18 protein-coding genes are annotated in these 15,291 nt (G+C 65.0%); 9 read left to right on the top strand and 9 right to left on the bottom strand.

What is annotated here, in order from left to right:
• Positions 1–146 precede the first annotated feature (146 nt).
• Entirely contained in the window at positions 147–1,286 is a 1,140-nt protein-coding gene (locus KUF59_RS41195) for an RNA ligase RtcB family protein (protein WP_258768014.1), read from the top strand.
• A complete protein-coding gene (gene prfH, locus KUF59_RS41190; protein ID WP_212462142.1) occupies positions 1,283–1,930 on the top strand; it encodes a peptide chain release factor H in 648 nt (215 codons plus the stop codon). Before KUF59_RS41195 ends, prfH begins: the two co-directional genes overlap by 4 nt.
• A gap of 12 nt (positions 1,931–1,942) precedes the next feature.
• On the opposite strand, the gene KUF59_RS41185 is transcribed toward prfH, so the two are convergent.
• Both KUF59_RS41185 and KUF59_RS41180 read right to left on the bottom strand, forming a co-directional pair.
• Complete coding sequence (locus KUF59_RS41185; protein ID WP_212462143.1) at positions 1,943–2,332, bottom strand: hypothetical protein; 390 nt, start codon at positions 2,330–2,332, stop codon at positions 1,943–1,945.
• Positions 2,333–2,382: 50 nt separating this feature from the next.
• Positions 2,383–3,924 (bottom strand): outer membrane protein, encoded by a 1,542-nt coding sequence (locus KUF59_RS41180; protein WP_212462144.1) that lies wholly within the window; start codon positions 3,922–3,924, stop codon positions 2,383–2,385.
• A 308-nt stretch (positions 3,925–4,232) separates the two neighbouring features.
• Between KUF59_RS41180 and KUF59_RS41175 the strand changes: the two genes are divergently transcribed.
• Positions 4,233–5,189 carry an AraC family transcriptional regulator gene (locus KUF59_RS41175; protein WP_212462145.1) on the top strand — a complete coding sequence of 319 codons (957 nt, stop codon included), beginning with the start codon at positions 4,233–4,235 and terminating at the stop codon, positions 5,187–5,189.
• Between the two features lie 122 nt (positions 5,190–5,311).
• The gene (locus KUF59_RS41170; RefSeq protein ID WP_212462146.1) at positions 5,312–5,749 is read left to right on the top strand and encodes an EVE domain-containing protein; all 438 of its coding nucleotides are present in this window, start codon (positions 5,312–5,314) and stop codon (positions 5,747–5,749) included.
• A gap of 119 nt (positions 5,750–5,868) precedes the next feature.
• Here the strand turns inward: KUF59_RS41170 and KUF59_RS41165 are convergent, their stop codons facing one another.
• The 3 genes from KUF59_RS41165 to KUF59_RS41155 all read right to left on the bottom strand — a co-directional run bounded on the left by KUF59_RS41165 (position 5,869) and on the right by KUF59_RS41155 (position 7,336).
• Positions 5,869–6,192 (bottom strand): hypothetical protein, encoded by a 324-nt coding sequence (locus KUF59_RS41165; RefSeq protein WP_212462147.1) that lies wholly within the window; start codon positions 6,190–6,192, stop codon positions 5,869–5,871.
• Between the two features lie 168 nt (positions 6,193–6,360).
• On the bottom strand, positions 6,361–6,708 hold the full coding sequence (locus KUF59_RS41160; RefSeq protein ID WP_258768013.1) for a DUF3088 domain-containing protein: 348 nt from the start codon (positions 6,706–6,708) through the stop codon (positions 6,361–6,363).
• Positions 6,709–6,757: 49 nt separating this feature from the next.
• Complete coding sequence (locus KUF59_RS41155; protein ID WP_212462225.1) at positions 6,758–7,336, bottom strand: hypothetical protein; 579 nt, start codon at positions 7,334–7,336, stop codon at positions 6,758–6,760.
• Positions 7,337–7,596: 260 nt separating this feature from the next.
• Here KUF59_RS41155 and KUF59_RS41150 point away from each other — a divergent pair, with 260 nt between their 5' ends.
• The gene (locus tag KUF59_RS41150) at positions 7,597–8,064 is read left to right on the top strand and encodes a DUF4188 domain-containing protein (RefSeq protein ID WP_212462149.1); all 468 of its coding nucleotides are present in this window, start codon (positions 7,597–7,599) and stop codon (positions 8,062–8,064) included.
• Between the two features lie 21 nt (positions 8,065–8,085).
• Here the strand turns inward: KUF59_RS41150 and KUF59_RS41145 are convergent, their stop codons facing one another.
• From KUF59_RS41145 to KUF59_RS41135, 3 genes are all read right to left on the bottom strand, one after another.
• On the bottom strand, positions 8,086–9,399 hold the full coding sequence (locus tag KUF59_RS41145) for a tetratricopeptide repeat protein (RefSeq protein ID WP_212462226.1): 1,314 nt from the start codon (positions 9,397–9,399) through the stop codon (positions 8,086–8,088).
• Between the two features lie 13 nt (positions 9,400–9,412).
• Positions 9,413–10,435, bottom strand: a complete 1,023-nt coding sequence (locus KUF59_RS41140; RefSeq protein ID WP_212462150.1) for an aldo/keto reductase — start codon at positions 10,433–10,435, stop codon at positions 9,413–9,415.
• A gap of 304 nt (positions 10,436–10,739) precedes the next feature.
• Positions 10,740–11,165, bottom strand: a complete 426-nt coding sequence (locus KUF59_RS41135) for a PaaI family thioesterase (protein ID WP_212462151.1) — start codon at positions 11,163–11,165, stop codon at positions 10,740–10,742.
• Positions 11,166–11,233: 68 nt separating this feature from the next.
• Between KUF59_RS41135 and KUF59_RS41130 the strand changes: the two genes are divergently transcribed.
• Positions 11,234–11,863, top strand: a complete 630-nt coding sequence (locus tag KUF59_RS41130; protein ID WP_212462152.1) for an NUDIX hydrolase — start codon at positions 11,234–11,236, stop codon at positions 11,861–11,863.
• Between the two features lie 56 nt (positions 11,864–11,919).
• Positions 11,920–13,134 (top strand): hypothetical protein, encoded by a 1,215-nt coding sequence (locus KUF59_RS41125; RefSeq protein ID WP_212462153.1) that lies wholly within the window; start codon positions 11,920–11,922, stop codon positions 13,132–13,134.
• 140 nt (positions 13,135–13,274) lie between these two features.
• On the opposite strand, the gene KUF59_RS41120 is transcribed toward KUF59_RS41125, so the two are convergent.
• Positions 13,275–13,580: a hypothetical protein gene (locus tag KUF59_RS41120; RefSeq protein WP_212462154.1), complete on the bottom strand. Its 306-nt coding sequence runs from the start codon at positions 13,578–13,580 to the stop codon at positions 13,275–13,277.
• Between the two features lie 196 nt (positions 13,581–13,776).
• On the opposite strand from KUF59_RS41120, the gene KUF59_RS41115 reads away from it, so the two are divergent.
• Together KUF59_RS41115 and KUF59_RS41110 are read left to right on the top strand one after the other, a co-directional pair.
• Positions 13,777–14,256 carry a hypothetical protein gene (locus KUF59_RS41115; RefSeq protein ID WP_212462227.1) on the top strand — a complete coding sequence of 160 codons (480 nt, stop codon included), beginning with the start codon at positions 13,777–13,779 and terminating at the stop codon, positions 14,254–14,256.
• Between the two features lie 213 nt (positions 14,257–14,469).
• Positions 14,470–15,276, top strand: coding sequence for an SDR family NAD(P)-dependent oxidoreductase (locus KUF59_RS41110; RefSeq protein WP_212462155.1), 807 nt, complete (start codon positions 14,470–14,472; stop codon positions 15,274–15,276).
• The last annotated feature ends 15 nt before the right edge of the window (positions 15,277–15,291 follow it).

The following is a 15,291-nucleotide window of genomic DNA, read 5'->3' as shown; positions in this document are numbered from 1 at the left end:
CAAGGAGACAGACGATGACGACTCTCGTTCGCTGCTCCATTTGGAGCCGCCGGGCCTGATCCCTCGCGTGAGGCGGGAGATCGCGCCGAGGCATGCGCGCGACTGAAGCGCGCCGGTTTCTCCTGTCTTCTCCAAGGTAATTTTACATGGGCAAGCTTCCCATCGTGGACGGCCGCGCGCCGATCCACGCCTTCTACTCGTCCAGATCCTGGATCGAGGGCGCCGCCGTGCGCCAACTGGAATCCGTCGCCGCGATATCAGGCGTTCGCGCCGTTGCCGGCATGCCGGACCTGCATCCCGGCAAGTTCGGGCCGGTCGGCTGCGCGATCCTCGCCGATCGCATCCATCCGGCCTTCGTCGGCTCCGACGCAGGCTGCGGCATGGCGCTGTTCGCGCTCGACCTTCCCGCACGCAAGCTGCGTGTCGAGAAGGCCGCGGAGCGGCTGCGCAAGATCGGGCGACCCTACGACGGCGACATCGCGGGCGAGATCGAGGCGGCAGAACTGCCGCCGTCCGATTTCGACGGCGCACTCGGCACCATCGGCGGCGGCAACCATTTTTGCGAGCTGCAAATCGTCGAGGAGGTTTTTGACGCATCCTTCGGCATCGACCGCCAACGCGCCTACATTCTGGCGCATTCGGGATCGCGCGGCCTCGGCCACGCGCTGCTCGAGCAGCAGATGTCCGAAGGGCTGGGGCCGATCGACCCCGCAAGCGACAAGGGCCGCGCATATTTGCACGCCCACGACCATGCGTTGCGGTGGGCGTCCGTCAACCGTCGGCTGATCGCACGTCGCGCGGCGCAGGCGCTGCGCTGCGACGCCGAGCTCGTCTGCCAGTGCTCGCACAATTGCGTCGAGCATCGCGCGGACGGTCTGCTGCACCGGAAGGGCGCGGCGCCATCCGACAGGGGAATCGTCGTCGTGCCGGGATCGCGCGGCGCGCTGTCCTATCTGGTCGAGCCGCTCGCCGGTGCGCCGCCGGAGGCCTTAGCGTCGATCGCACACGGCGCCGGGCGCAAATACGACCGGACCTCGATGATGGGGCGCGTCGGCGCGACCAAGTCCGACCGCGAGCGGCTGACGCGCAATCCGTTCGGCGGACAGGTGATCTGCGACGATCGCGCGTTGCTCGTCGAGGAGGCGCCGGAGGCCTACAAGTCGATCGCGGGCGTGATCGCCGACCTCGCTTCGTTCGGCCTCGCACGAGCCGTCGCCTCCTTCCGTCCCGTCGTGACCGTCAAGAAGGTCGTCGATCTCACGGCGCAGAAGGAGGATCGCCGATGATCCGGATGCTCCTCACATCGGGGCAAGGGCCTGCGGAGTGTCGCATCGCCCTTGCGCATGCGCTGCGGCGTCTGGCCGCAGAGGCCGAGGCGCTGGACTGCGACTGCGCCGTCGTTGAAGAGGAGGGGGCGGACAGGCACGGGCCGGCATCCGCGATCGTCATCCTCGACGGCGCGGCGGCCTCGGACCTTGCGAAGCGATGGACATCGGGCTCGATTCTCTGGGTCAGCAAGAGTCCGCTTCGGCCGGGCTACGCCCGGAAGAACTGGTTCGTCGGCGCCTTCGCGCTTCCAGTGACGGAGGTCGCGCCGGCAACGGAAGGCGCGCAGGCGCCGATGGCGTCCGACATCCGCTTTGAAAGCTTTCGCGCCGGCGGGCCCGGCGGCCAGCACCAGAACAAGACCGAGAGTGCTGTGCGGGCCGTGCATGTGCCGACGGGGCTTACCGCCACTGCGCGCGACGGCCGGTCCCAGCACCGCAACAAGGTGCTCGCGGTCGAGCGCCTGCGGGCGCTGCTCGACGCGCGGGCGCGCCTTGCGCATCAAAGCGAGGAGCGGCTGGTTCACGCGTCGCATCGAAACGTCGAGCGCGGGGCAACCGGTCTGCGCTTCGAGGGGCCGGATTTCAAGCCGGCGAAGCGCTGAAGGCGCGCGGCGTCAGCGCGCTGCCATCCGCGCCATCGCCCAGCGCACCGCCAGTCCTGCTGCCACGGCGGGCAGCACGACCGCGGCGCCGCTGAGCGCGGCGATCACGAACTCGAAGGGCCAGAGATTGTGCGAAGTCGGGTCAGCTGCGGTGTCTTTCGCGATCGAGACGATGTCGATCGCGGGCACCGCGAGCAGCATCGCCACGGCGATGAGCTTGACCCGCGCGACCGCGGCCACGACCAGGATGAGCGTCAGGAAGCCGAGCAGGATTGCGCCGGGCAGAACCGCAAAATGGCCGCGGTTGATCTCGGCATAGGGCAGCCGCCAATAGGGGATGCCCGCCGCCAGCACGACGACGGCAAAGGCAAGCAGCACCCAGACGAAGCCGAGGTTCTTCATCCCTGCATTGTGGCAAGGATGGTTTAACAGGCTGTATCAGCCTGCGCCGATCAGTAGCGCGCGGTCACCGCTCCGGACAACGGATTGAAGTGATAGTTCACGCCGAGCTTGAACAGATGCAGATCCTGGCGAACCTGGTCGAAGCCGGGGGCGATGTTGCCCTGGTCCGGGAAGGGGCCGGCGAGGGTCAAAACGCCCGTTGCGGTGTGCCGCTGCGGTAGCATCTTGATGTAATCGTATTCGCCCTTGATCGACCAGTTGCCGCCCAGCGCGTACTCGGCGCCGGCGCCAATGGCGACACCGGTATGCACGGCCCGTCCGGTGGTGGCGATCGAGAAGACGTCAGGTTGCGCCTGGAAAGTCTCGACGGAATTGTTCGAGTGTCGCTCGCTGGCGATCGCGACACCGCCCTTGCCGTAGACCAGAAGCCGGTCGCCGACGACGAAGCCCGCCTTCGCGCTCGCGATGGCCAGCCAGTCGATCGTGCTGGTCAGGCTGGTCGCCACGTTGCCGTTGAAACCGGGATCGAATCCCGTGAAGTTCTGGCCGCCCCGGATGCCCGTCCACATCCACTCGCCTTCGACGCCGAACACGAACGCACCGGACTGCACGTTGACGCCGCCGTCGACGCCGCCAAGCCAGCCCTTCATGTCGTAGGTGCCGCTGCCGGGGACGGTCGGATCGGCGAATGTCGAGCGATCCAGGCGGCCAAATCCGTAGCCGCCCTGCACACCCAGAAACGCGCCGGTCCAGTTGGTCCCGGGCACCGCCTTGACCGGCGGATAGACGGGATCGACCGCCACCGGGCCGAGCCGGTAGTTCGCGCCGACCTTGATCAAATGAATGGCGTCCTGGGTGATCGTCTCGTTGAGGACGAAGCCCGGGGCCGGCACGCCGTTGAACGTAGCGGCGCCGCTGAGCGGCACGGTCTTCGTGCTCAAATGCAGATAGTCGTACTCGGCCTTGAGCGACCAGTGCGCATCGAGCGCGTATTCGGCCCCTAAGCCGATCAGCGGCGCAATGCGAAAGTCGCGTCCGCTGACATTGTTGGTCATGGTGAAGCCGAAGGCGTCGTTGAGCGTGCGGTCGAGCGAATGCGTCTGCCAGACGCCGGCGAGTCCGCCCTTGGCGAATACGAACCAGCGGTCGGCGGCAAGTCCGGCGCGCCCGGCGAGGGTCACCATTCCGTCCAGTCGGGATTTGGGCTTGTCGTCGAGCGTGCCGAGGAAGAAGAACCCCATGCTGCCGGTCGTCAGTGGCTGCGTGCCGCTGATGCTGGCCCAGGATCCCTCCAGCTCGAGGCCGAACACGAGGCTTGCGATCTGCTTGTTGATGCCAATCTGTCCGCCGCCCAGAAAGCCTGCGGCGGGATAGTTGAATCCCTCGTTGTTCCAGTCCGTCATGCCACCGCCATAGCCGGCATGCACGCCGGCATAGACGCCGCTCCAGTCGACAATTGGGGCCGCAGCAAGCGCGGGCGCCTTGACCGGGATGTCGGCGGCAGATGCCGCATCGATCAGGGCAGGACCGAATGCAAGGCCGAATGCAAGAACGAATGGAAGCGCTGAAACGGATCGTCTCGTGATGGTCATGGAATTCTCTGCAACCCAGGTGAGCCATGATAATTCGAGGAGCTTACGGGGCGCGGAGTCTTGCGGCTTGGAGTCTGCACCACACCGTCTTGGACGGATCACCACAATTCGGATGTTTGGCATTTCACTGTGGTTGCCTTGCCACAGACGCTGGCGCGCTGGTCCGCCGCAAAGGTCGCCGCAGGCGGCGTTGCGAAGCGCCCGGCTATCCGTATTGGACCCGATGGCCGGGAGCCTTGAACGCTGTGCGATTTCCAGCGACAAAATGAACGCCGGGCAATTTATCCTCGATGGAGCCGTCGTTGGCGATGGGCGACGAACTGATTGCATTGGAGCTCTCCAGCTCGGCATTTGCCAAGCGCGAGCGGGCGGAAGCCTTTCATCAGATCTACGGCCGGGAAATTCTCAGGCTGGACATCGAGCCGCTGCCCGACACCGAACTGCAGATCGACATGAGCCTGCGCGCCCTGCCTGGAATGTCGGTGGCGGTGGCGACGACCTCGCCGATCTTCTGCGATCATACCGCGTCGATGATCGATGGCGACGACCCGATCTTCGTGCTCAATCTCGATGGTTCGGCGACGCATCGGCAGAACGGCCATGAGACGCTGCTCGGTCCGGGCGACGCGCTGCTCACCACGAACGGATTGCCGGGGACGGCGACCACCCACACGACGCGGCGCGTGATCAACTGGCGGATCAGCCGCACCCTGATCGCGCCCCTGGTCAGGAATTTCGACGACGGAGTCGGACGGCCGATCGACAAATCCAATCCGGCGTTGTCGTTCTTTCTGGATTATCTCGGCATCGTCAATGAGCGGCAGACGCTGGCAAATCCCGGCATGCGGCGGGCGGTCGTCACGCACATGCTCGATCTCGCTGCTCTGTTGCTTGGCGCGACCGAAGACGCTGCCGAAATAGCCAATCGACGAGGCGTCGCAGCCGCCCGGATGCGCAGCATCAAGGCCTACATTCAGGCACAGGCGGGCAATCCGGGTTTCAGCCTGGCGTCGGTCGCCGCCAAACAGAAAATCTCCAAATCCTATGTCCAGCGGCTGTTCGAGATCGAAGGAACGAGCTTTACGGATTTCGTTCAAAACCATCGGCTCTCGCTCGCCTACAAGATGCTCACGGATGCGAGCTTTGCGAGCCACTCGATCAGCGAGATCGCGCATCGATCCGGCTTCAACGACATCTCCTACTTCAATCGGACTTTTCGCCGGGCCTTTGGTGCGTCTCCGTCGGACGTTCGCGTTCGCAAGTGAACCCGCGGGACTGCCGCCTCGGCCAATGGCGGCGCTCTCGACTGCTGACAGGATCTGGCAGGAGGGGGTGTTAGGGACTCCAGGGCCCGCAGCGCCGGGCGCCTCGAATGGAGTACGCCTCAATGCCCAAAAGCTGGATCGCCGTCGCCTCGGCAGAGCATGTCCGGATCGGACGGGCCAACGGCTTCATGCAGGTCTGCCACGGCAAGGGCGGACCGCTGCGCCGGATCTCGCCGGGCGATCACGTCGCCTATTACTCGCCGGTGGAAACGTTTGGCGGCAAGGACCGCCTCCAGGCCATCACCGCGATCGGCGTCGTCAAGCCCGGGGCGCCGTATCAGGCGGACATGGGTGGAGGGTTCCGGCCATTCCGCCGCGACGTCGCCTGGAGCGATGCCGCCGAGGTGCCGATCCGGCCGCTGCTCGGCAGTCTTGCCTTCACCCGCGACAATTCGAACTGGGGCTATCAGCTCCGCCTCGGCCTGTTCGAGATCGAGGCCGAGGACATGGAGCTGATCCGTCACGTGGCGACGTCGCAACGGCCGCTGCTGCTGGCTTGATCGCGTTGCGAGCTTCTTGTCGTGACGCGTTTTCTTGACGCGAACCGGTATCCACTTCGCTTGAAAACGCTCTAGCATCGCGAGAAAGAAGAAGGCCCGCATCGCTGCGGGCCTTTCAATTACCAGCGGCCGCCCCCGAAGCTGAAGCTCACGCCTGGACCGCCGCCATAGTAGCCGTACGGCCCGCCGCCGTAATAGCCGTAGGAGCGCGGATAGTAGCCGTAGCTGCGATAGTGCGGACGGTAATAGCCATGGTGCCGCCAATGGTGGTGGCCATGCCAGTGATGATGGCGGTGGCGCGCGCTGAAGTCGGTCGATCGATTCGCTTGCGATGGATGCGCCTGCGCACCGGGCTTGGCCTTGACGTTGCTGGCGGCGTTCGCCGCAGATCCACCGGCAAGCACCGCAGCACCGACAGCCATCGCGACAACGAGATTCTTCATTTCGTCACTCCAGTTGAATGTAGGGCGACAACGACCGTGCGCCGCGCGCGTTCCGGCGATGCAGATTAAGAAATCGACAGACGGCCAGGATTTCGCGGAAAATCGCAGTGCTGCGACGATGCGCCGCTTCGTTTGCGCGCGTGTCAGCGTCGAATTGACGCGGACAGCTCAGGGATGCGGAATTGGAAATCCATGCCGCTCGGCGAGCGCAGCAAGAATGCCGTCCTTGTCCGCGATAAGGGCGCGTCCCTCGTGGCTTCCGGTCTGATGAGCCGACGTCGCACCCTCCGCCAGAACCAGCAGCGGCAGTGACTGGTTCTCCTCGCCGACGGCGGCAAGCACGGCCAATCGCGGCCGCGGCCACGCGACGCGCACGACGTCGATCGATCCGGCGAGCGCAGGAAACGAAGCAAGCACGCCCTCGATCAGCGCGCAGTGCCAGCAATAGAAGCGCTGGCCGGGATAGGCAGGATCAAGGAAATCTGGGCTGAGCAGGAAGAGACGATCGCGCGTCATTCAAGCCTCCGCGGTTGCGATGTCGCTCCGGACGAGGGCGAGCGAATGGCTATTTGAACGGATCCTGGATCGACGGCGCGGATTGGCGCACGCGGCGTACGCTCGCCGGCCTGCCGTCGGAGACGAACAGCAGCTCGTATTTGCGTCCCTCGGTGTCGGTCGCAGAGCAGGTGATGTCGGAGACCTTCCTGGCGGCGAAATTGCCGGTCTGGCGGCAGACGCCTTTCGAGGCCTGCTCCGCCGGCACAGGCAGGCCGTCCACCTTGGGCCGGTCCTTGGAGTTGAGCAGCATGCGGTCGATCGGCAGCTCGTAGGAATTGTCGTCGGCGCGCTTGCCGTTCTCGCCGGAGAAGGAGACGACGTGGTTCTCGTCGGAGGGATCGTCGACGGCGACGGCGAAGTTGACGCGGCCCTTGTCGCCATGCGCGTAGGCGACCACCTTGCAGGCGAAATCGCGCCCGGCGATTCTTAGCGTCGTGCACTTGCCCGACATCAGCGCGAGCAGGTCGATGATGGCGTTCTGCTGCGCCGGGGGATTGACGGCAGAGGCGGAGTCGCCCGGGCCCGCCCAAGCGGGGCCCGCAAGCGCGATCAGGGTTGCGGCCAGGGCCGGTCGGCAAAGGCGCATCATGGGACGAGGTCGGCGATTTCCGCGGGCGGAAAAGTTCCGTGCATCAACCATCCAACCCGCAAATGGTTGCGATCTTGTTTGTCGTGCGAAGCCCATTGCCTGGAATACCACCGCGCCTTGGCCACGTCCTGCGATTCGCCTGATCGCCGCATCCTGTCCCGGTGCGCACCTGTCGGGAAGGGCGTGTTTTTTTCGTGGCAGGGCTTGTCGCTGCGAGCGCGGTCCGGCAGTCTTTTCCCGCCATTGAGGGGCGTCCCATGACCGAAATCATCCCCAGCCGCGTGACCGGTCGGATCGAGGGCGACTTCGTGGTCTTCCTTATCGGCATGCGCATAAACAAGCCCTGGGCCGTCCACAAGTGGCTGCCGGTTGCCCGGGCCATGCCGAAAATGCTGAAGGAACTGGAAGCAGCCCCGCCCGACGTCGGCTTTCTCGGCCACACCGGGCTCAGCAAGATCATCGTGCAATATTGGCGCAGCTTCGATCATCTCGAACGCTACGCCAGGAATCGCGATGCGTTGCATTGGCCGGCGTGGGTCGATTTCAACAGGCGCATGAAGGAGACGCGCGGCGACGTCGGCATCTGGCACGAAACCTATCGGGTCCGGGCCGGCGATTACGAGGCGATCTATAGCGGCATGCCGGCGTTTGGTCTCGGCAAGGCCGGTGTCTCCGCCGCCGTCCCCGACACGAGTGCTGCGCGGCAGCGGCTGGGCGCCGCCTAGAAGCGACCTCTCCATCCTGCCTCAGGCGAACGCCGCCTGCCAGCGCGTATCGCGCAGGGAGGGCCGGCGGTGGAGGCGGGCGTCGAGCAGCGCGCGGGCGCGTGCAAGTTCGCCGCTACGCATCAGCGCGACGAGAAAAGTATCCTCGATCAGCTCGCGCTGCGCGTGGCTGCCGCCGATGCGCACGACCTCTGACAGCACAGGGGTCAGTGCGCGCACGCAAGCTGCAAAATCCTCGTCGGCAAAGGCCTGCATCGCACGGCAGATCGCCGGCACCACGGGGCCGGCCGGCAGCTTGCCCTCGGCGACGCGCTGCTCGATCACGGCAAGGCGCGTCGCCAGCGCCTCCTGGTTTTGCGTCGCGGCCGCGAACAGCGCCATGTGGACGTCGGCGAACGGCAACCCCGATTTTGGAAACAGTTTTTGCGCGGCGCTGTCGGCCTCGGCCCACAGCGCCTTCGGCACGGTGTGGCCGTAAGCGTTGAGCCGCCACAGCAGCGAGGCACCGTCGGTGATGGCGTTGAGCGGCGGCGCCTGTGTCGCAGTCGGCTGGAGCACGTCGGCGTAGATCGCGAGCGCACGCGTGGCGTCGCCATGCTCGAGCGCGCCGAGCGCCTGATGCCAGCGGATGTGGCCGTGCAAAATGCCGGCGCGGTCGTAAGTGGGGATCCATTCGTCGACCAGCCGGTCGGCTGCCTCGATCGAGCCGTCCTCGAACATCGCGTGCAGCACGGCGTGTGCGCCATGCGCGTTCGCGCGCCTGAGATCGAAGCCGCGCTCGGTCATGGGACGGCCACGCGCGACATTGCCATTCTCGGTCAGCGCCCAGCCGTGGAGCGTGAGGAACCACCAATCCTCGCCATAATGATGCGCGACGCGCTCGCACAGATCCTGCCGGGCCTGGTCGTGATCGGCCATGCCGGAGAACGCAAACAGGCCGAACGCACCGAGCGGCATCGCCATGACCAGCGCATCGCGGGGCCAAGCCTCGATGTGCTTCAGGGTGGCAGCGAGCGCCTCGGGCAGCCGCCCCTCGACAGCGAGCGCCAGCGCCTCAACATGCGCGCGCTCGCGCGCGTCGCCGCGCCTGGCGACGAGCTCGCGTGCGGTCGCCGCTTTCTTCCGGGCGAGATCACCCTGCTGGTAGAAGGCATGCAGGCGGGCGCGGGCGATGTGCGGCAGTGCAAAGTCGGGATCGGCATCGATCGCGCGCTCCAGCGTATCAGCCGCGCCGGTCCAGCCTGCGAGCAGGAGGTCCACGCCTTCGCGATAGGCTGATGCGGCCTTGTCAGACGATGTCGAGATCAAAAGTCCGTAGCGGTCCTCGTGCGCCATCATGACCTCCTCATCACGCCGTCCGTGCGCGCCGTCCCTCGATCGGATAGGCCGGATCGTTGTAGCCTGGCGTCGAGGGATGACCCGGCGTCACCAGGCGGTCGATCAGCGCTTCGTCTTCGGCGGTGAAGCGGTAATCGAGCGCGCTTATGTAGTCGTCCCACTGCGCTTCGGTGCGCGGGCCTGCGATGACTGACGTGACGAAGGACGAATTCAACACCCAGGACACGGCAAACTGCCCGGCGGTGATGCCGCACTTCTCCGCGTGGGTCTTGATCTCCTGCGCGAGCGCCAGCGATTCCGGCCGCCACTCAGTCTGCATCATGCGCGTGTCGTTGCGCCCGGCGCGCGTCTCCTTGTCCGGCGGCGCGTCGGGGCGGTATTTCCCGGTGAGCACGCCGCGCGCCAGCGGGCTGTAGGGCACGATGCCGAGGCCGTAAAAGCCACAGGCCGGGAAATGCTCGACCTCGGGCATGCGGTTCATCGCGTTGTAATAGGGCTGGCTCACCACGGGGCGGTCGATGCCGATGTTGTCGCAGATGTTGCAGATCTCCGCGACGCGCCAGGCGCGGTAATTCGAGACGCCGAAATAGCGCACCTTGCCCGAGCGGATCAGATCGCCCATCGCGCGCACCGTCTCCTCAAGCGGCGTCGAATGGTCCTCCTTGTGCAGATAGTAGATGTCGATGGCGTCGGTCCCGAGCCGCTTGAGGCTTTCATCCGCCGCCTGCAACACCCAGCGCCGCGACAGCCCGCTGCGATTGGGATCGTTGCCCATATCATTGTTCATGGGGTTGGCGAGTTTTGTCGCGAGCACCCAGGCCCGCCGGTTGTCGGCGATGGCGCGGCCTACCACTTCTTCCGAGCCGCCGTTCGAATACGCATCCGCCGTGTCGATGAAATTGACCCCGGCCTCGCGCGCTTTCGCGATGATCCGCACTGAGGTCGCCTCATCCGTCGGCCCGCCGAACATCATCGTACCGAGGCAGATCTGCGACACTTTCAGGCCGCTGCGGCCGAGCTGGCGGTATTGCATGGGCGGGTCCTCGAGGTTTGTTGTGGCGGAGCATAGCTGCCTACCACCGTCATTGCGAGCGCAGCGAAGCAATCCAGGACTGCATCCGCTGAAAGGCTCTGGATTGCTTCGCTGCGCTCGCAATGACGAGGGGCAAGCTGCCTGCGACACTCTCAACTGTCATCGCCCGACTTGATCGGGCGATCCAGTACTCCGAGACGGCTGAGGTTCAATCGAGAGGCTGCGGCGTACTGGATTCCCCGCCTTCGCGGGGAATGACAGCGGAGGGTGTGGTTTGCAGCGGTCGCAGCCTGACCACGGCAAGCTACGCCGGCCCCTTCAAAATCTTGAACACACCGTTCGCCATCACGATGCAGCGGTCGTCGACGGTGACTTCGGTGCTCATGAAGATGAGGCTGCGGGTCGAGCGCACCACGCGGGGGCGGGAGATCAGGATGTCGCCGATCTTGCCGGCCTCGACGAAATGCGTATCGAGCTGCACCGTCGCCATGTACTCCTTGCCGGAGACGTAGCGGGCGGTCATGCCGCAGGTGCGGTCGGCAAAGGTCATCATGACGCCGCCCTGCACCATGCCGCGGCGGTTGTGATGCTTGTCCTGCGTCGCGAGCGCGAATTCATGGTGACCGTCGACCTTGCGCTCCCAGAGCGGGCCGACCAGATGCATGAAGCCGGTGGTCTCCAGAATGGTCCAGCCGTCGGACTTCAGCTTTGCGGCGGCCTTGTCGATCATGTCCTCTTCCGTCTGTCAGCGGGCATCCTGGCCTCATTTCATCGAGCGCCTGACTGGTGTAGTCAAGCATGATGAGACCGTTCGACGATGCCACAAGGCGGAATATCGCCAAAGCCTGCGCGAGTTTTACGCGCGCGCCGGATGCTGCGCAGCCGAGGGCGCTGAAGCGTGCCGCAGTCGCGGTGGCGCTGACCGCATCGGGACGGGGGAGCGACACTGCGTTCCTGTTGACGCTGCGCGCATCGAGCCTGCGCGCGCATCGCGGCCAATGGGCCTTGCCTGGCGGGCGATGTGACGAGGGCGAGACGCCGGTCGAGGCGGCGCTGCGCGAGCTCGACGAGGAACTCGGGTTGCGGCTTGGCGAGGATGCGGTGCTCGGTACGCTCGACGATTATCCGACCCGCTCGGGCTATCTGATCACGCCGGTCGTGGTCTGGGCTGCTGACAGTGCGGCGATCGTGCCGAACCCGCAGGAGGTCGCCTCCGTCCACCGCATTGGCCTCGACACCATCGAGCGCGAGGACGCCTTCGACTTCATCGCGATCCCCGAAAGCGCGCGGCGGGTGATCCGCTTTCATCATCAGGGCAGCCTGATCCACGCCCCGACCGCGGCCCTGATCTACCAGTTCCGCGAGGTGCTGGCGGGGCGCGCAACCCGCGTCAGCGAGCTGGAACAGCCGGTGTTTGCCTGGAAGTGACGATGGTAAACGGCGCGTTAACGTGACGGTTACCGGATGCTTGCTAAGAGGGCGCCATGCATCATTCGATTCGACACGTCATCAGGTTGGTTCCGCTCGCGCTCGCCCTGCTCGCGCCATCAGCGCGCGGCGGTGAGTCCGCTGCGCTTCCGCCCGCCGTCAGCAATGCCAACGCTCAGCTCTTGTCGCAGTTTTTTGCGCAAAGCGGGGCGTCGCCGGCCGTGCTCGAATATCGCCGCAAGCTGAAGGAATATCAGGAGGCGCGCGCCGCCTTCGACGAGGAGGCCGGCGCCTATTGGAGCCAGATCTCGGAGAAGCGGAAAACCCGCAACGCCAAACGGCGCAGCGGCCAGCAGGTCATGCTCGACGATTACGTGCTGACGCATCCGCCGCTTTACAACGGGCCGAAGCGGCCCGTGAACCCAGAGCCTGAGGAAACGCCGGACCGTCCTGTCCGAAAGCCAATTCCGGTGGTTTCCGATTTGCTGCGCGCGGCGCAGGAGCTTTATCAGTTCACGCCGCAGCGCCCGAGCACCGAGCTCGAGTTCAAGCGCGCCTATGCGCGCTACGCACTCGCCTCGGGGCTGACGCGCGAACAGGCAGTGCGGGTCTATTCGTTCGAGACTGGCGGCACCGGCACTTTCGACGTGCAGGCGGGAATCGAGCATGGCGGTCGGCGCGCCATCTCGACCGCGATGGGCTACAACCAGTTGCTGACGACCAACAGCGTCGAGCTCTTGGCCGAACAAGGCCACGAATTCATCCGTGCCCTCGCCGACAAGGTGGCGAAGACCTCGGGACCGGCGCGCCAGTCGCTCGAGCACAAGCTCGGCGTGCTGAAGAAAATGGTGGCGCATGCGAAGTCGGTGCCCGACACCTGGTCGGAGCACGAGAAGATCGGCAACACCGCGCAGGGCTGGGCCATGCATGCCATGGTGCTCGACATCGACATCGGGCCGATGCTGCAGACCCACAAGCTCCTGACCTCGGTGCTGTTCGCCCGCGCCAAGGGCTATACGCGGCCGCTCTCCGCAGCCGAGCTCGAGATGATGAACCTCACCGGCGACGGCACCGGGCTCGACATGGTGACGATGCCGCAGGCAATGCGCGAGCAGGTGCCGACCTCGAACTTCTTCCAGCGCGGCGGCTACGAGCGCAACCCGGTCGCGATCCGCCACAACACGGTGGCAAAGCTGCTCGCGGTGACGGATGAGCGGATGGACAGCAACAGCAGCAAGGGCGGCGCAAGGGAGCTGGCGGGAGCGTTTTAGCCTTTGGCGAGTTGCGGTAGGGTGGGTTAGCCCCGCGGATTGCGCGTAGCGTAAACCGCTCGGCGAAACCCACCTCTTTATTTTCCGCGGTGACAGAAGTGGTGGGTTACGCTTCGCTAACCCACCCTACGAGACCGTCTTTACTGATCCGGCCCGAACTTGAACCGCCCGTCGCCCTCGAGATAGGGGCCGCTGCGCATGTAGAGCTGGCCGTTCTGGCCGATGAAGAACAGCGTGCCGCGCGGCACCTTCTTGGCGCCCTTCAACAGCTCGCCGGCATTGCTGGTGCCCATCTTGTAGGAGTGCGTCTTGCCTTCCTTGTCATAGGCGTAACCCATGTCGGGCTTCAGCTCCCAGGGCGTTGCGGCGGTCTGCGCAAACGCCGGCGTGACAAGCGCGCCCAGCACAGTTGCGGTCAAAAATGCCTTCGTCAGACTTCCAGTCATCGTCATCCCTCCCACAACCCGATGGCCGCCCGTTCTGAACAAATCACGAACGACGTTTGCCGGTCAATACGCGCCCGTGTCGCAGCGCATCACGTCTTGCCCAGCAGTTTGTGATTTTCCCTTTGGCCCCTCGCGACTATGTTCCGCTTTCCGTTTAAAACGCAATTGCAGAAGAAGTTCGATGGGGATGATTCGGATGTATCAGGTCGCTAAAATCTGTTCGGCCGCCGCGCTGTCTTTGGTGACGCTGGCCCCGCTCGCCGAGGCCGATGAGTACAAGCTCAGCCACAACCAGCGGATTTCGTGCAGCCGCGGCCTTGCCCCAGGCAAGCTCAATACTGCGACCTGCAGGTCCTACACCTATCTCTTCAATGCCAAGACCTCGGAATATTTCCGCTGCCAGGTCTCGCTGGCGCTGACCCGCGACAATAAGGAAGTGATCAACGTGCAGACCGACGGCGGCTGCACCAAGAAGCCGCGCATCTTCGAAACCGACGGCAATTACGATTTCGACGCCACCGAGACCGAACCGCCGAACACCAACTCGTTCTTCGGTCCCGGCGGTTATTCGGTGTGGGCTGCCGACGTCACGACGCAAAAGATCCGCGGCTGCATCATCATCTCCTCAGGGCTCGGCTCCGACATCTCCAAGTGCATGGACATGACGTTCAATTGAGGGCTTGCCAGTCAGAGCTTGCGACAGGTCGCGGCGCGACTGCGCCACGACGCCGCACCTGTCCGGTTCCATGGTTTCGCGCCTGAAGGGTTGCTTCCCGCAGCCCTGTTTTGCCATAGCTCGGATGAAGTGAAGCGCAATCCGGGACTGCCGTTCCCGGATATCGCTTCGCTCATCCGAGCTACAATGACAACAACAAGGGAGAGAAACGCGATGGATCGGCTCAAGGGCAAGGTTGCGATGGTGGTGGGTGCCGGCTCGATCGGCCCGGGCTGGGGCAACGGCAAGGCGACCGCGGTGACCTTTGCGCGCCAGGGCGCGTCGGTGCTTTGCGTCGACCGCAACGCGGCCGCGGCAGAAGAGACCGCAAAGATCATCAACGGCGAGGGCGGCAAGGCCACGGCCTTCACCGCTGATGTGGCGCGCGCGGCCGACATCGAGGCGATGGTCGCCGCGTGCCTCAAGGCCTACGGCCGCATCGACGTGCTCGACAACAATGTCGGCATCGCCGAGATGGGCGGCGTGGTCGAGGTCGGTGAGGAGAGCTGGGACCGCGTCTTCACCGTCAATCTCAAGAGCGCCTATCTCGCCATGAAGCACGTCATTCCCGTCATGGTGAAGCAGGGCGGCGGTTCGATCATCAATATCTCGTCGATCGCCTCGATCCGCCATGTCGGCATTTCCTATGTCAGCTACAACGCCAGCAAGGCGGCGATGAACCAGCTGACGCGCTCCACCGCGATCGAGTTCGCGAAGAACCATGTCCGCGTCAATGCGATCCTGCCGGGCCTGATGAAGACGCCGATGGTCGAGCATTCGGCAGGGCTTGCCGCGAGCTACGCCAAGGGCGACGTGGAGGCGATGTGGCGCGCGCGCGACGCGCAGGTGCCGATGGGCCACATGGGCGAGGCCTGGGACGTCGCCAACGCCGCGTTGTTCCTGGCGTCCGACGAGTCGAAATATGTGACGGGGATCGAGCTCGTGGTGGACGGCGGGATCACGTGCAAGGCGGGGGCGTAGCTCTCCGCTGACGTC

The organism is Bradyrhizobium arachidis, from assembly GCF_024758505.1.
Taxonomy (GTDB): Bacteria; Pseudomonadota; Alphaproteobacteria; order Rhizobiales; family Xanthobacteraceae; genus Bradyrhizobium; species Bradyrhizobium manausense_C.
The sequence above is the reverse complement of the archived record's forward strand: the minus strand, read 5'-3'. Positions and strand labels throughout refer to the sequence as shown.

What these genes read in the sequence shown, in the direction of transcription:
- KUF59_RS41115 (WP_212462227.1), top strand. Translation starts at nt 13,777, where the DNA reads ATGTATCAGGTCGCTAAAATCTGTTCGGCCGCCGCGCTGTCTTTGGTG.
- prfH (WP_212462142.1), top strand. Translation starts at nt 1,283, where the DNA reads ATGATCCGGATGCTCCTCACATCGGGGCAAGGGCCTGCGGAGTGTCGC.
- KUF59_RS41145 (WP_212462226.1), bottom strand. Translation starts at nt 9,399, where the DNA reads ATGGCGCACGAGGACCGCTACGGACTTTTGATCTCGACATCGTCTGAC.
- KUF59_RS41140 (WP_212462150.1), bottom strand. Translation starts at nt 10,435, where the DNA reads ATGCAATACCGCCAGCTCGGCCGCAGCGGCCTGAAAGTGTCGCAGATC.
- KUF59_RS41170 (WP_212462146.1), top strand. Translation starts at nt 5,312, where the DNA reads ATGCCCAAAAGCTGGATCGCCGTCGCCTCGGCAGAGCATGTCCGGATC.
- KUF59_RS41110 (WP_212462155.1), top strand. Translation starts at nt 14,470, where the DNA reads ATGGATCGGCTCAAGGGCAAGGTTGCGATGGTGGTGGGTGCCGGCTCG.
- KUF59_RS41160 (WP_258768013.1), bottom strand. Translation starts at nt 6,708, where the DNA reads ATGACGCGCGATCGTCTCTTCCTGCTCAGCCCAGATTTCCTTGATCCT.
- KUF59_RS41180 (WP_212462144.1), bottom strand. Translation starts at nt 3,924, where the DNA reads ATGACCATCACGAGACGATCCGTTTCAGCGCTTCCATTCGTTCTTGCA.
- KUF59_RS41135 (WP_212462151.1), bottom strand. Translation starts at nt 11,165, where the DNA reads ATGATCGACAAGGCCGCCGCAAAGCTGAAGTCCGACGGCTGGACCATT.
- KUF59_RS41130 (WP_212462152.1), top strand. Translation starts at nt 11,234, where the DNA reads ATGATGAGACCGTTCGACGATGCCACAAGGCGGAATATCGCCAAAGCC.
- KUF59_RS41125 (WP_212462153.1), top strand. Translation starts at nt 11,920, where the DNA reads ATGCATCATTCGATTCGACACGTCATCAGGTTGGTTCCGCTCGCGCTC.
- KUF59_RS41150 (WP_212462149.1), top strand. Translation starts at nt 7,597, where the DNA reads ATGACCGAAATCATCCCCAGCCGCGTGACCGGTCGGATCGAGGGCGAC.
- KUF59_RS41155 (WP_212462225.1), bottom strand. Translation starts at nt 7,336, where the DNA reads ATGCGCCTTTGCCGACCGGCCCTGGCCGCAACCCTGATCGCGCTTGCG.
- KUF59_RS41175 (WP_212462145.1), top strand. Translation starts at nt 4,233, where the DNA reads ATGGGCGACGAACTGATTGCATTGGAGCTCTCCAGCTCGGCATTTGCC.
- KUF59_RS41195 (WP_258768014.1), top strand. Translation starts at nt 147, where the DNA reads ATGGGCAAGCTTCCCATCGTGGACGGCCGCGCGCCGATCCACGCCTTC.
- KUF59_RS41165 (WP_212462147.1), bottom strand. Translation starts at nt 6,192, where the DNA reads ATGAAGAATCTCGTTGTCGCGATGGCTGTCGGTGCTGCGGTGCTTGCC.
- KUF59_RS41185 (WP_212462143.1), bottom strand. Translation starts at nt 2,332, where the DNA reads ATGAAGAACCTCGGCTTCGTCTGGGTGCTGCTTGCCTTTGCCGTCGTC.
- KUF59_RS41120 (WP_212462154.1), bottom strand. Translation starts at nt 13,580, where the DNA reads ATGACTGGAAGTCTGACGAAGGCATTTTTGACCGCAACTGTGCTGGGC.